Source organism: Mycolicibacter virginiensis, from assembly GCF_022374935.2.
Classification (GTDB): domain Bacteria; phylum Actinomycetota; class Actinomycetes; order Mycobacteriales; family Mycobacteriaceae; genus Mycobacterium; species Mycobacterium virginiense.
Genome location: NZ_CP092430.2, coordinates 4,567,132 through 4,579,519, shown reverse-complemented (window position 1 = coordinate 4,579,519; position 12,388 = coordinate 4,567,132). Strand labels below are relative to the sequence as shown.

At 66.5% G+C, this 12,388-nt stretch carries 16 protein-coding genes and 2 tRNA genes; 7 read left to right on the top strand and 11 right to left on the bottom strand.

Annotated features, from left to right (window positions below):
• Positions 1-19: 19 nt before the first annotated feature.
• The gene (locus MJO54_RS22185) at positions 20-595 is read left to right on the top strand and encodes a TIGR03086 family metal-binding protein (RefSeq protein ID WP_046287023.1); all 576 of its coding nucleotides are present in this window, start codon (positions 20-22) and stop codon (positions 593-595) included.
• Between the two features lie 56 nt (positions 596-651).
• The gene (locus tag MJO54_RS22180; protein ID WP_046287022.1) at positions 652-1,638 is read left to right on the top strand and encodes a TerC/Alx family metal homeostasis membrane protein; all 987 of its coding nucleotides are present in this window, start codon (positions 652-654) and stop codon (positions 1,636-1,638) included.
• A 17-nt stretch (positions 1,639-1,655) separates the two neighbouring features.
• Here MJO54_RS22180 and MJO54_RS22175 read toward each other — a convergent pair whose 3' ends face one another.
• The 4 genes from MJO54_RS22175 to hisC form a co-directional block, all read right to left on the bottom strand.
• Positions 1,656-1,844 carry a hypothetical protein gene (locus MJO54_RS22175; protein WP_064889711.1) on the bottom strand — a complete coding sequence of 63 codons (189 nt, stop codon included), beginning with the start codon at positions 1,842-1,844 and terminating at the stop codon, positions 1,656-1,658.
• Between the two features lie 72 nt (positions 1,845-1,916).
• Complete coding sequence (locus MJO54_RS22170; RefSeq protein WP_046287115.1) at positions 1,917-2,387, bottom strand: DUF4334 domain-containing protein; 471 nt, start codon at positions 2,385-2,387, stop codon at positions 1,917-1,919.
• 13 nt (positions 2,388-2,400) lie between these two features.
• Entirely contained in the window at positions 2,401-2,814 is a 414-nt protein-coding gene (locus tag MJO54_RS22165) for an SRPBCC family protein (RefSeq protein ID WP_065042127.1), read from the bottom strand.
• Between the two features lie 11 nt (positions 2,815-2,825).
• Positions 2,826-3,872: a histidinol-phosphate transaminase gene (gene hisC / locus MJO54_RS22160; protein WP_105295342.1), complete on the bottom strand. Its 1,047-nt coding sequence runs from the start codon at positions 3,870-3,872 to the stop codon at positions 2,826-2,828.
• Between the two features lie 98 nt (positions 3,873-3,970).
• Between hisC and MJO54_RS22155 the strand changes: the two genes are divergently transcribed.
• The 3 genes from MJO54_RS22155 to MJO54_RS22145 all read left to right on the top strand — a co-directional run bounded on the left by MJO54_RS22155 (position 3,971) and on the right by MJO54_RS22145 (position 4,717).
• Positions 3,971-4,059 (top strand) — tRNA-Ser (locus MJO54_RS22155).
• A gap of 37 nt (positions 4,060-4,096) precedes the next feature.
• Positions 4,097-4,169 (top strand) — tRNA-Arg (locus tag MJO54_RS22150).
• A gap of 170 nt (positions 4,170-4,339) precedes the next feature.
• Positions 4,340-4,717: a BlaI/MecI/CopY family transcriptional regulator gene (locus MJO54_RS22145; RefSeq protein WP_256364630.1), complete on the top strand. Its 378-nt coding sequence runs from the start codon at positions 4,340-4,342 to the stop codon at positions 4,715-4,717.
• A gap of 24 nt (positions 4,718-4,741) precedes the next feature.
• On the opposite strand, the gene MJO54_RS22140 is transcribed toward MJO54_RS22145, so the two are convergent.
• From MJO54_RS22140 to MJO54_RS22110, 7 genes are all read right to left on the bottom strand, one after another.
• A complete protein-coding gene (locus MJO54_RS22140; protein ID WP_046282673.1) occupies positions 4,742-5,491 on the bottom strand; it encodes a hypothetical protein in 750 nt (249 codons plus the stop codon).
• On the bottom strand, positions 5,488-6,228 hold the full coding sequence (locus tag MJO54_RS22135) for a hypothetical protein (RefSeq protein WP_064889707.1): 741 nt from the start codon (positions 6,226-6,228) through the stop codon (positions 5,488-5,490). The genes MJO54_RS22140 and MJO54_RS22135 overlap by 4 nt, the downstream gene beginning before the upstream one ends.
• A gap of 9 nt (positions 6,229-6,237) precedes the next feature.
• A complete protein-coding gene (locus MJO54_RS22130; RefSeq protein ID WP_064889705.1) occupies positions 6,238-6,993 on the bottom strand; it encodes a hypothetical protein in 756 nt (251 codons plus the stop codon).
• Between the two features lie 28 nt (positions 6,994-7,021).
• Positions 7,022-7,330: a hypothetical protein gene (locus MJO54_RS22125; protein ID WP_046282676.1), complete on the bottom strand. Its 309-nt coding sequence runs from the start codon at positions 7,328-7,330 to the stop codon at positions 7,022-7,024.
• 70 nt (positions 7,331-7,400) lie between these two features.
• The gene (locus MJO54_RS22120; protein WP_105295338.1) at positions 7,401-8,645 is read right to left on the bottom strand and encodes an amidohydrolase; all 1,245 of its coding nucleotides are present in this window, start codon (positions 8,643-8,645) and stop codon (positions 7,401-7,403) included.
• The gene (locus MJO54_RS22115; protein WP_105295343.1) at positions 8,642-9,640 is read right to left on the bottom strand and encodes a phosphotransferase family protein; all 999 of its coding nucleotides are present in this window, start codon (positions 9,638-9,640) and stop codon (positions 8,642-8,644) included. The genes MJO54_RS22120 and MJO54_RS22115 overlap by 4 nt, the downstream gene beginning before the upstream one ends.
• A gap of 93 nt (positions 9,641-9,733) precedes the next feature.
• Entirely contained in the window at positions 9,734-10,078 is a 345-nt protein-coding gene (locus MJO54_RS22110) for a nuclear transport factor 2 family protein (protein ID WP_105295339.1), read from the bottom strand.
• A 75-nt stretch (positions 10,079-10,153) separates the two neighbouring features.
• Between MJO54_RS22110 and MJO54_RS22105 the strand changes: the two genes are divergently transcribed.
• On the top strand, positions 10,154-10,858 hold the full coding sequence (locus tag MJO54_RS22105) for a response regulator transcription factor (protein ID WP_064889726.1): 705 nt from the start codon (positions 10,154-10,156) through the stop codon (positions 10,856-10,858).
• Positions 10,836-12,383 carry a sensor histidine kinase gene (locus MJO54_RS22100; protein ID WP_105295340.1) on the top strand — a complete coding sequence of 516 codons (1,548 nt, stop codon included), beginning with the start codon at positions 10,836-10,838 and terminating at the stop codon, positions 12,381-12,383. Before MJO54_RS22105 ends, MJO54_RS22100 begins: the two co-directional genes overlap by 23 nt.
• The last annotated feature ends 5 nt before the right edge of the window (positions 12,384-12,388 follow it).

The following is a 12,388-nucleotide window of genomic DNA, read 5'->3' as shown; positions in this document are numbered from 1 at the left end:
CAGACCGTAGCGTGGAACCATGGCCTCCGATCTGCGACCCGGTCCCGACGCACCCCCTGCCGACGAGTTGGCCGGCGCCGAAGCCGCCCTGGGGGTGTTGGCGCAGGTGCTGCATCACATCAGCAGCGACGAATTGACCAATCCGACGCCGTGCTCGGAATTCGACGTCGCAGCGCTGACCGAGCATCTGCTGAACTCCATCCGCGTGCTGGGTGGCGCGGCTGGCGCTGTGTTTGCCGACCATGACACCGCTGAGTCGCCGGAACGCCAAGTCATCGCCGCGGCCCGGCCGGCTTTGGATGCCTGGCACGCGCGTGGCCTGCAGGGCAGCGTCGCGATCGGCCCCAACGAGCTGCCTGCGACGATGGTGGTGGGCATTCTGTCGCTCGAATTCCTGGTGCATGCGTGGGACTACGCGACGGCGACCGGCCGCCCGGTGCAGGTGGCCGAACCGCTGGCCGAGTACGTGTTGAGCCTGGCGCACGTGATCATCACCCCGGCGGGCCGGGTGCGGGCGGGGTTCGATGACCCGGTCGACGTCCCCGATTCGGCGTCTAGCCTGCAGAAGCTGATCGCCTTTACCGGACGGTCATAGCCTCGCAACCTGCTGTCCAGTCCAGCGTCGTTCAAGGTGCCTAGCGTGGGTAGGACATGGACATTGCCGGATGGTTATGGGCATTGACGATCGTCGGCCTACTAGGGCTCCTGGCGTTCGACTTCTTCATGCATGTCCGCAAGGCACACATTCCGACGTTGAAGGAATCCGCGCTCTGGTCCGCCGGCTACGTCGGTGTCGCCGTGCTCTTCGGGGTTGGGGTGTTTGTCTTCGGTGGAGTTGATCCGGGCTCGGAGTATTTCGCCGGCTACGTCACTGAGAAGGCGCTTTCGGTCGACAACCTGTTCGTATTCCTGGTCATCATGGCCAGCTTCCGAGTGCCGCGCGCCGACCAGCAGAAGGTCCTGCTGTTCGGGATTGTGATGGCGTTGGCCGCCCGCACCGGCTTCATCTTGCTCGGCGCGGCGCTGATCAACCGTTTCGCCTGGGTCTTCTACTTCTTCGGCCTGCTCCTGCTGCTGGCGGCGGGCAACATGCTCAGGTCGGGCAGCGCAGAGGAGGCTCACCGAGCTCCCGATGTCATCGTCGGGCTGGTGAAGAAGGTGGTGCACACCAGCGAGCGTTATGACGGCGACCGGCTGTTCACCCGCATCGACGGGCGCTGGGCGATCACCCCGATGGTGTTGGTGATGCTGGCGATCGCCGGCACCGATGTGCTCTTCGCGCTCGACTCGATCCCGGCGATCTTCGGCCTGACCCAGAACAGCTATCTCGTGTTCACCGCGACGGCCTTCTCCCTGCTGGGCCTGCGGCAGCTCTACTTCCTGATCGACGGCCTGTTGGACCGGTTGGTGTACCTGTCCTACGGACTGGCGGTGATCCTCGGGTTCATCGGCGTGAAGCTGATCATGCACGCGATGCACGAACAGGGCGCCGGCGGCATCGAGATCGGCACCGGACCGTCGCTGCTGGTGATCGTCGGTGTGCTCACGGGCACCGTCATCGCCTCGCTGCGCCACCGCCGGAAAGCACCGGACGCAACCCGGAGCGACACCGATCCCGGACTGGTGCTGCGCCGTTGACGGCGTAGCGGGTCGGCTTACCGGCGGTCGCCTTCGGTGTCGTCGAAGAACCGCCATTGGCCGTCGAGATCGACCTCCATCCGCCACCCCAGCTCGGTGTTGTCGGCTTTGACGTCGACGAACCAGGCGTGCGCGTCTTCGGCACTGGCGATGTCTTTGGTGTCCACGACTTCGCCCTGTGGGTTCAGTACTCGGTAGGTAGACATGCCCTAGGGGGTTCCCGCCGGCCGGCATGGCGAATCGTGGCGATCCGCCTCAATCACGCTTAGGGCGTGGCGCTAGACCCGCTCGAGATAGAAGTAGAAGTACCGCCCGTTGTCCAGCACTCCCGCTTTGCCGTTCATGATGCCCAGCACGGTGTTGTCGTCGACCCGCTTGAAGTGGTCATGGGTGGGCTGACCGTCGTAGACCATGGTCGCCACCACCTCGCCGCGGAACTCCTCGGCCCACAGGCTCGCCTCGCCCTTGCCGAGTTGGGTGTTGGAGAACTTGTTGCCGTCCTCGTCCAGGCACACCAGCGGCTGCACGTCGGTGATCGAGTTGAACGTCTTGCCGAACCAGCGGGCCTTTTCCAACAGGCCGTTCATCTTGTGGCCGGTGACGAACTCCCCGCCGCGCCACTCGCCGATCATCTGCTCGACGGTGGCCGGTGGCAGCGTCGCCCAGAACTCGTCGATCTCGGCGTCGGGGATCTCCCCGGTGCGCTCCTTGAGCGCATTGAAAGTCTTGCGGGCCAGCTCGTCATTCATGGCGGTCATCGTCTCAGGCGGCCTTGTTCACGGCCCGCTTGAGGCCGAACAGCAGGCCCTGGGCCAGCACCGCGGCGACGCCGGGCAGCCGGTTGTCGGCGCTGACGGTGTAGCTGATCTCCGTGCCGGATCCGGTCGACCGCAGTGCCACGTTGCCGACGTAGTTGCGGAACGGGATGCCCGAGACGCCCCGGTAGCTCAGCCGCTGATCCGGCTCGAACGCGATGATCTCCTCCACCAGCGGCGCCATGCCCGGCACCGCCTGGATGCGACGCTGGGCGCCGACGCCGTTGGGCTCGGGTGTGCCCGGCCGGATCACGGTGATCTTCAGTCCGGGGGCCCAGCTGGACATGCCCTCGTAGTCGGAGAGCACCGCCCACACCTGAGCGGTGGATGCGGCGACGGTGGCGGTCGCGGTCGCGTGCATTTCGTTCCTCCTCAGCGGTACGTCTGTGCGAACCGTAACAGCGCGTCGTTCTCCTCCGGCGCGCCGATGGTCACCCGGACTCCGTCTTGCCCGTAGGGGCGGACGACGATGCGGGCCGCCGCGGCAGCGGCTACGAAGTCGGCGGTGCGCTCGGCCAGCGGCAGCCACACGAAGTTGGACTGCGAATCCGGCAGCTCGAACCCGGCTTCGCGCAGCGCTGCTGACACCCGGGCCCGCTCGGCGACCACCGCGTCGGTGCGCGCCATCAGCTCTTCGGCGGCGTCCAGGGAGGCGATCCCGGCGACCTGCGCCACGCTGGACACCGTGAACGGCACGTAGACCTTGCCCAGTGCGGTGATGATCTCCGGATCGCCGACCGCGTAGCCCAGACGCAGACCGGCCAACCCGTACGCTTTTGAAAACGTGCGCAGCACAACCACATTCGCGTGGCGGCGCACGAGTCCCAGGCTGTCGGGGAGCAGGCCGTCGCGGATGTACTCCACGTAGGCCTCGTCGATGGCGATCAGAATGTGCGGTGGCACCGCGGCGACGAACCGTTCCAGCGCGTCGGGGTCGACGACGGTGGAGGTCGGATTGTTCGGGTTGCAGACGAAGATCAGCCGGGTGCGCTCGGTGATGGCGGCCAGCATCGCGTCCAGGTCGTAGGTGTGCTCGCGCAGCGGCACCTGCACCGGAACGGCGCCGGCGGTGCGTACCTGAAGCGGGTAGATCTCGAAGCTGCGCCACCCGAACACCACCTCGTCGCCGGCGCCGGCACTGATCTGGATGAGCTGCTGGCACAGGCTCACCGATCCGCAGCCGGCCGCCACGTGCTCTCGGCCGAACCCGACATGCTCGGCCAGCCGGTCGCGCAGCGCGGCGTAGCCGTTGTCCGGGTAGCGGTTGGTGGTGGCCAGGGCAGCTTCGACGGCTTTGGCCACGCTGGGCAGCGGGGGGAACACCGTCTCGTTGCTGGCGAGTTTGATCGATCCGGGGACCGTCTTACCTTCGACGTAGGCTGGCAGCGCGGCGATCTCCGGGCGCAGTCGGGCGGTCACGGACCACAGCATATGTGTGTCGTCGGCGGCTTACTTCCCCGCACTCACCCCGCGGTTTCAGAACTGGGGGAGTGATCCGGTACCCTCAACGAGTTCGAGGAGGCGTGCCAGAGCGGCCGAATGGGACTCACTGCTAATGAGTTGTCCCCTTTACGGGGGACCGGAGGTTCAAATCCTCTCGCCTCCGCAACGGCCGGGCTTGCTCGACCGACAACTGAAGACAGGCGCCCGTAGCTCAACGGATAGAGCATCTGACTACGGATCAGAAGGTTGGGGGTTCGAATCCCTTCGGGCGCACATTTTTCATCGGTGACAGATTGCCCCGGCTTTTGCCGGGGTTTTTCTGTTTCATGGGCCGGGTGTGGCTCGGCGTGGCCGCTCCGGACCCCAAATTCTTTGAATTAGGTTAGCCTTACCTTCTGTCGGGATGTAGTCGTGTTCCGGATCATCGCGGGAGGTTATGGGTTGTGGCTGCGCGCATTGGGTTGGGTGATCTCGAACGCACGGTCATGGAGTGCCTGTGGTCGGCGTCGGGGGCGTTGACCGTCCGCGAGGTCCACGCGTCGGTGGCGGTGAAGCGAAACCTGGCCTACACCACGATCATGACTGTGCTGCAACGACTTGCGAAGAAGAACCTGGTGGTCCAGCGGCGTGACAATCGCGCCCACCGGTATGTACCGACGCAGGGCCGTGCCGAGTTGGTCGCCGAACTGATGTCGTATGCGCTCGATCAGGTCGCCGACTCCGGCGGGCGCGAGGCCGCGTTGGTTCACTTTGTCGAACGCGTCGGCGCCGACGAAGCCACCGCGCTCAGGCGAGCGTTGACTGAACTCGATGGCGCCTGACGAACCGGGGCCACGCCTCGTCGGCTAGGAGTGCCCGCTTTGTTTATCGCTGCGCCGCGCGGAGGCGTTCGGTGCGAACCATGCCCTCTTGGCCTGCCAGGACCGCGCCAGACCATAGGCGAAGATCGACACCGAGAGACAGACGCAGGCCCAGATCGCCGGGCCGGCGTCGCGGCCGATACAGATCGAGATGATCCCGGCCAGGCAGGCCCCCATCGCGAAAGTCATTGCCGCCAGGTACAGCACGAGCGTCGTCCGGGCCCGGTGGTCGTGCCGCAGCGACAACATCAGCCGAGCGACGTAACCGGTCAGGTACAGCAACACCGCGCTGCCGGTCACCTCGAAGGCGGTCACCCAGTGATCCCCGGACAGCGTGGCGAACAGGTCTGGCTCGAAGCCCCGGTCGGTTTTGAAGAACGCCACCAGCATCACCGTCATGCACAAGCCCACCGGTACCAGGAGGTGCTTGCGCATGATCGGCCCCACGTGTGCGGGATCGGCGAGCCGCACCAGCATGTGGTAGATGTTTCCGATCACCCCGGCGAACAGGCACAGCAGCCCGAGTGCCTGCTGGGCGTTCCACCGCCCCAGCAGGGCGTAGAGGGTCGGCCCCAGCTCGGCGCCCGCCCAGGGTGTCAGCAAGAGCAGGGCAAGGCCCTCCATCGCGATGGCAAAGGTGGCGCCGGCCTCCCAGCGTGACCACCAGGTGTCGCGACGAACCCACAGGCAGTAGATGACCATCGCTACGGTGGCCAGGATGAACGCAGGTGTCATTGCGCGCCGATCACCGACTCGTCGCCGTTGGCGGTGAACCAGGCGCTCTTGGCTTGCCAGGATCGCGCGGACCCGTAGGCGAACGTGCCCACCGCCAAGCAGATGCAGAGCCAGATCCCGGGGCTGGCGTTGTCACCGTCGACCCACGTCGAACCGACCACGATCAGGCATGCCGCCGTGGCGAATGCCATCGAGACCAGGTAGAGGTCGATGGTGGGCTTGGCGCGCGGATCGTGCCGCAGCGTCAGCATCAGCCGGGTGACATAGGCGCTCAGGTAGACCACCAGCGCACAGCCGACCACCTGGTACAGCTCCATCCAGGCGTCGGTCCTGGGTGCGGCGAACACATCAGGCTGGTAGTCCTGGTCGGAGCGCAGGTAGGCCGGCACCATCACGGCGATGCCCAACCATATCGGGATCATCAGCTGGCGGCGCATGATGAACCGCACTTGATCGGGGTCGGCCAGGCGCACCAGCATGTGATAGATGTTCGCCGTGACGGCCACGATCAGGCACAGGTGGCCGATCAGCTGTTGAACGTTCCACACCCCGAGGCCGTTGTGCAGCACCGGGCCGATCTTGGCTCCGGCCCATGGCGACATCAGTAGCAGCGCACCGGCTTCCAGCGCCAACGCAAAGGTGGCGGCGTTCTCCCAGCGCGTCCACCAGGTGTCGCGGCGAACCCAGAGGCTATAGGCGACGACTGCCAATGTGGTGACAATGATTCCGGACGTCATCGGGTGCCCTCACGACAGGGCTTGTGGAGGATTCTGCTGCGCAACCGGACGGTCACTGCTGGTGAACCACGCGGCTTTGGCCTGCCAGGAACGGGCCGAACCGTAGGCGAAGATCGCCACGGATATACATGCGCACAGCCAAATCAGCGGGCTGACATCGGCTTTGGACCAAGCATTGCTCAACAGCGCCATGATGGCCGCCACCGCGAAGGCCGTGGAGGCCGTGTAGAGCTCGACGGTCTCTTTGGCGCGTGGATCGGATCGCAGCATCGATAGCACCCGCGTCGCGTAGCCGGACAGGTAGATCAGCATCAGGGACAGCAGCACCCAGTATGCGCGCGCCCAGGCGCCGCCGCCCCCAAGCGATGAGAAACCGTCTGGCCGATAGCCGGCGTCGGCGACGAGGAACACTGCCACCATCGCCACCACGCCGGCCTGTAGGGGGAACTGCACGTGCAGGCGGAACAGCGGGCGGAATTGGTCGAAGTCGGCCAGGCGGGCCAGCACGTGGTAGATGTTGGCCGCGATGGCGACGACGAAGCAGATGTGACCGGCCAGCTGCTGGATGTTCCATATCCGGGTGACGTGGTGCAGCGCCGGGCCAAGGGCTTCGGCTGCCCATGGCGACATCAGTACGAGCGCGAGCGTCTCCAATGCGATCGCCAGGGTGATACCGATCTCCCACCGCGACCACCACGTATCACGGCGTACCCACAGGGTGTATAGCGCCACCGCCACGGTGGCACCAATTAACGCCGACGTCATGCGTCGACGGTACTTCCTGGCGGTCCGGTTAGACGGGCGGTTTGTCCAGATCCGCCTTCAGATCACCCAGCCGCAGCGGCCGCGCTGAGGACTCCAGGTATTCGGCGACGGCGTCGTGCTCGATCAATCCGAACCGTACCTGCAGGTCGACGGGGTTGAGGCCGAAGTACCTGGCGACTCGGATCAGATTGTCCGCGCTGATCAGACGGCCCTCATGGGCCGCCTTGTAATAGGCGGACTTGCGATAGCCGAATGCCTCGTAGACCTCGGTCGCTCCTAGCGGCCTGCCCACGAGGTAGGGCAACACGACGGTTGGGTCTTTGTGACGATCGTCCACAGCAATACACCTTAGCTCGTCTTCGTGGACCGCACAAGTGTTTCAGAAACTCGGCGGAGTGTAATCAGTACTAAAACCGACTGGGAGTAAGCAATTCAAGCATTGCACGGGCTGCAATCCTGGTTCCGAGCGGGATAGCGGAAAGGTCGACCATATAGTCCGGCGAGTGCGGTGTATAGGGGAACAATTGGCCCTTTTCCGCGGACTTCGCGTACACCTGTGGATCGGCCACGCCGACCAGCAGATATGCCAGCGGTACATCGACGTGCGGTCCCTTGAGCAGGTGGCAATCCTCTGAGCCGGTCAGCGCGGGAAGCTGACGCACGACGTTGTCCGGGCCGAGCAGATCACCCAGCGCGGTTGCCACCCGGTCGGTCAGCGCGGTGTCGTTGACCAGTGGGGTGGCGCCACCGGCCATGGTGATCTCCGGCAGCCGGTCTTCGGGCATGCCGTAGCTGCGTGCGATGCCCGTGCAGATCGCCCGAATACGGGCCAGCATCGTTTCGCGTACCTCGGGGTTGAACCAGCGCAGATTGACTTTGAGCAGTGCCCGGTCCGGGATGACGTTGTAGGTACTGCCGGCCTGAACCGAGCCGACAGTCAGCACCGCCGTCTCGCTGGGGGCGACGGCCCGGCTGACGATGCTTTGGAACTGCACGACCGCCTGCGCCGCCATGAGCACCGGGTCGAGGGCCAGCTGGGGCATCGACCCATGCCCGCCAACGCCGTGGAACACGATGTCGAGCTGATCGGTACCGGCCATTCGTTCTCCGCCGACCGCGGCGACCATGCCGACCGGTACCGGCGCGGTGTGCAGCGCCAGGAAAGCGTCCGGTCGGGGGGCGACGTCATAGAGGCCCGCGTCGATCATGGCTTGGGCGCCGGTGATCAGTTCCTCCGCGGGCTGTCCGATCAGCACCGCGGTGCCCGCCCAGGAGTCGGTGGTCTCGGCGAGCACCTTGGCCAACCCCAACATCCAGGTCACGTGCGCGTCGTGCCCGCACATGTGCCCCAGTGCCGGGTTGCTGCTGGCGTAGTCCAGGCCGGTGGTCTCGGGGACTGCCAGCGCGTCCATGTCGGCCCGGTACATCACCACTGGGCCGGGGCCGTTGGCCAGCACCGACACCACGCCGGTGCGACCGATCCCGGTGGTCACCGTGAAGCCGAGGTTGCCCAGTGCCTGCGCGGCGGTGCGCGCGGTGCGCACTTCCTGAAAGCCCAACTCGGGGTTGCGGTGCAGGTCTTTGAAGATGTCGACCAGACGCCGTGTGTCGGCCTCAACGATCCTGTCGATGTCGTCGATACGCTCCGTCATTTCGCGCTCGCCATCCAGGTCTGGGCCCGGTCGAAGAGCCAGACGGCGGCCTCGTGCAACTGATCGCCCACTTCCTTCTGGGCCATGCCTGCCGACGCCCGTGCCAGGGTGCCCTCGATCACGATGGCCAGCTTGAAGGCGGCCATCACCGTGTACCACCCGATGTGCGTCAGATCGCGAGAGCTGCCCGCGGCGTAGCGCTGCACCAGGTCATCGGGGGAGGCCAGCCCGTCCATGCCGGTCAGCGTGTGGCTGAACACGCTGGACCCGTCATCCTGGCGCCAGGTGGCCAGCAGCCAGCCCAGGTCCAACAGTGGGTCCCCGATGGTCGACATCTCCCAGTCCACGATGGCCGCCACCTCCGGGCCGGTGGGGGAGAACATCACGTTGGCCGCGTGATAGTCACCGTGCAGGATCCCCGGCTGCCAGGATGTCGGCACATTGCGCTGCAGCCAGTCGGCGACGTCGTCGAGTCCGGGCAGGTCGGGCCCGGGGTAGTTCTCGAACTGCCGGTAGGAGTCCAGCTCGGAAAGCCACCGCGGCACTTGGCGTTCCAGGAAGCCGTCGGGTTTGCCGTAGTCCGCCAATCCCACCGCGACATGGTCGACAGCACCGAGCTTCGCCAGCGCGTCGGCCATCGACAGTCCCATGCCGTACCGGACCGTCGGGTCGCCGGCGTGCAGCGCGGGCAGTTCCCCACTCGCGTTGAACCCGTCGACCGGCTCCATCAGGTAGAACACCGCGTCACCGAGCACCGCTGGGTTGTCGCAGACCGCGATCAATCCCGGATGCGGCACATCGGTGCCGGCCAACGCGGCCAGCAGCCGGGTCTCCCGCAGCATCACCGCGTTGCTGCGCGGTCGCAGATGCCGTGGGCCGCGCCGCAACACGTAGCTGCGACCGGATCGGGTGAACTGCAGCATGACGTTCTGGGTGCCGCCGGACAGCTCGGTGACGTTTTCCAGCGGGCCCTCGCCCAGGCCCTGGGCGGACATCCAGTCCGCGACCGCTTCGAGGTTCACGGGGGGAAACCTAACCCGTCAGCCCGCAGCGATTCGGTGATTTCGCGGGCCCCGTTTCCAGCGGCGTCAGCTATTGGGCCGGACCTGCTGGGAGATCGTCTGCACCCGGATCGAGTCCTCGCCGAACAGGAAGGTGTCCACTCCGTCGACGCTGAAACCCGCTGCCTCCAGCGTCCATTCCAGCAGCAGCACGTTGCCGCTGTAGGTCTGCGACTTGATCTCGAAGTTCGCGTCGGCCAGCGCGGCGGACAGCTGGCTGAACGCGGCCCGGATGCCGCTGCTGCCCCGCGCTACGCCGGCGGCGGTGATCAGCTCCGATTCGTCGGTGTAATCGACGAGCAGCTCGTCGACGTCGCGGGCGAGCAGAGCCTGGAGATGGTGGTCGAAGATTTCCTGCGGTGAGCGTGCCATGCGATGAACATATCGGCGCGACCGACATACTGGAACGTGATGTCTGCGCCACGGGGATCGGTCGAACGCGTCGTGATGTCGCGCGCCGACGGCAAGCCCATCACGGTGCTGGTGGTCGACGACGAGTCGGTGCTGGCCGAGATGGTGTCGATGGCGCTGCGCTACGAGGGCTGGACCACCGCGACGGCGGGGGATGGCGCCTCGGCGATCGCCGCCGCCAAGGCCGAACGCCCCGACGTGGTGGTGCTCGACGTGATGCTTCCCGACATGAGCGGACTCGACGTCCTGCCCAAGCTGCGCGAGATCAACCCGCGGCTGCCGGTGCTGTTCTTGACCGCCAAGGACGGCCTCGAGGACCGCATTGCGGGGTTGACCGCTGGCGGCGACGACTACGTCACCAAGCCGTTCAGCATCGAAGAAGTGGTGTTGCGGCTGCGAGCGCTGTTGCGCCGCACCGGGGTGAGCACCGCCGAGGCCGGGGCCCAGATCGTGGTCGGTGACCTGGTGCTCGACGAGGATTCCCATGAGGTGACCCGGGGCGGTGATCCGATCACGTTGACGTCCACCGAATTCGAGCTGCTGCGTTACCTGATGCACAACGCCAAGCGGGTGCTGTCCAAAGCGCAGATCCTGGACCGGGTGTGGGACTACGACTTCGGCGGCCGAGCCAACATCGTCGAGCTCTACATCTCCTATCTGCGTAAGAAGATCGACAACGGCCGACCGCCGATGATCCACACGCTGCGCGGTGCGGGCTATGTGCTCAAGCCGGCTGTGTAAATCGCGGCAAGCCGGCCTGTGGCGCACCTGGTCGCTGCGGGCGCGGCTGCTGGCCGGTCAGATCGTGCTGCTCACCGTGGCCTGCCTGGGTATCGGCGCGGTGACGGAACTGGCCCTCTACCAGTATCTGGTCGGCCAACTCGACCACCAGCTCTCCGACGCCTCGCGCCGCTCCGCGCGGCTGCACGGCCAGCCCCTGCCGCCGCCCGGACATCGGCATCACCGACCGCGCCCGGGGCCCGGCCCGGACTTCCTGGACGCCCCCGGCCAGCCGGCCGGCATGGTCGGTGCCGTGATGGAAAGCGGGAGTACTCCCGGGTCTGGTCAAGACGTCGAGGCGGGCTATCTGAGCATCTCGGGTCAGCGGGAGGAGCTGAGTCCTTCCGCCACGACGCGATTGACCGATGTGTCGGCCGGCGAACCCCCGGTGACGCGGCGCCTCGACGGCGTGGGCCGCTACCGGGTGGTCGCGACCACCGCTCGACGTGGTGACGACGTGATCGTCACCGGGCTGCCGCTGGCCGCGGTGGACGACACCATGGTCCGGGTGCTGCTGATCTTCGGGCTGGTCACCCTGGTCGCCGTGGCCGCGGTGGCCACCGCCGGCAGTGTGGTGATCCGGCGAGCACTGACCCCGCTGCGGCGCGTCGCGCAGACCGCCGGCGAAGTCGCCGGCCTGCCGTTGGACCGCGGTGAGGCGACGCTGCCGGTGCGCGTCGCCGAATCCGACGCCAATCCCCGCACCGAGGTGGGACAACTGGGCGCGGCGGTCAACCGGATGCTCGACCACATCGCTGCCGCGCTGTCGACCCGCCAGGACAGTGAGACCCGGGTGCGCCAGTTCGTCGCCGACGCCAGTCATGAGTTACGCACGCCGCTGACTGCGATCCGCGGTTACACCGAATTGGCGCAACGAATTCCGGTATCAGACGGAGCGGACTCGCAAGCGTTGGCGCATGCGTTGAGCCGGGTGCAGTCCGAGACCGAGCGGATGACCCGACTGGTCGAAGACCTGCTGCTGTTGGCCCGGTTGGACTCCGGCCGTCCGCTGGAGCACGAACCGGTGGACCTGTCCCGAATGGCGGTCGACACGGTCAGCGATGCCCACGTGGGAGGACCGGACCATCAGTGGCAACTCGATCTGCCCGACGAGCCGGTGACGGTGCCCGGTGACGCCGCCCGATTGCATCAGGTGGTGGCCAACCTGCTCACCAACGCCCGCGTCCACACCGGTCCGGGAACCGTGGTGACCCTTCGGCTGGGTGTCGACGGAGATGACGCCGTGCTGAGCGTCACCGACGACGGCCCGGGAATCCCCGCGGAGTTCCTGCCGGAGATCTTCCAGCGATTCGCCCGCGGCGACACCTCCCGGTCGCGCAAGGGCGGCAGCACCGGTCTCGGGCTGGCGATCGCCTCGGCGGTGGTCCGGGCCCACCGGGGCACCATCACCGTCAGCAGCGAACCCGGCCGGACCGCGTTCACCGTGCGTCTGCCCCGGGGTTTGCTCCCGCCGCCCCGCGGGTAGGCGAC

Excerpts from the sequence above, each read along its gene's own strand:
- MJO54_RS22130 (WP_064889705.1), bottom strand. The coding sequence starts at position 6,993 with ATGACGTCGGCGTTAATTGGTGCCACCGTGGCGGTGGCGCTATACACC.
- MJO54_RS22110 (WP_105295339.1), bottom strand. The coding sequence starts at position 10,078 with ATGGCACGCTCACCGCAGGAAATCTTCGACCACCATCTCCAGGCTCTG.
- MJO54_RS22180 (WP_046287022.1), top strand. The coding sequence starts at position 652 with ATGGACATTGCCGGATGGTTATGGGCATTGACGATCGTCGGCCTACTA.
- MJO54_RS22175 (WP_064889711.1), bottom strand. The coding sequence starts at position 1,844 with ATGTCTACCTACCGAGTACTGAACCCACAGGGCGAAGTCGTGGACACC.
- MJO54_RS22115 (WP_105295343.1), bottom strand. The coding sequence starts at position 9,640 with ATGTCCGCCCAGGGCCTGGGCGAGGGCCCGCTGGAAAACGTCACCGAG.
- MJO54_RS22100 (WP_105295340.1), top strand. The coding sequence starts at position 10,836 with ATGTGCTCAAGCCGGCTGTGTAAATCGCGGCAAGCCGGCCTGTGGCGC.
- MJO54_RS22170 (WP_046287115.1), bottom strand. The coding sequence starts at position 2,387 with ATGAATGACGAGCTGGCCCGCAAGACTTTCAATGCGCTCAAGGAGCGC.
- MJO54_RS22140 (WP_046282673.1), bottom strand. The coding sequence starts at position 5,491 with ATGACACCTGCGTTCATCCTGGCCACCGTAGCGATGGTCATCTACTGC.
- MJO54_RS22165 (WP_065042127.1), bottom strand. The coding sequence starts at position 2,814 with ATGCACGCGACCGCGACCGCCACCGTCGCCGCATCCACCGCTCAGGTG.
- MJO54_RS22105 (WP_064889726.1), top strand. The coding sequence starts at position 10,154 with ATGTCGCGCGCCGACGGCAAGCCCATCACGGTGCTGGTGGTCGACGAC.
- MJO54_RS22185 (WP_046287023.1), top strand. The coding sequence starts at position 20 with ATGGCCTCCGATCTGCGACCCGGTCCCGACGCACCCCCTGCCGACGAG.
- MJO54_RS22120 (WP_105295338.1), bottom strand. The coding sequence starts at position 8,645 with ATGACGGAGCGTATCGACGACATCGACAGGATCGTTGAGGCCGACACA.
- MJO54_RS22135 (WP_064889707.1), bottom strand. The coding sequence starts at position 6,228 with ATGACGTCCGGAATCATTGTCACCACATTGGCAGTCGTCGCCTATAGC.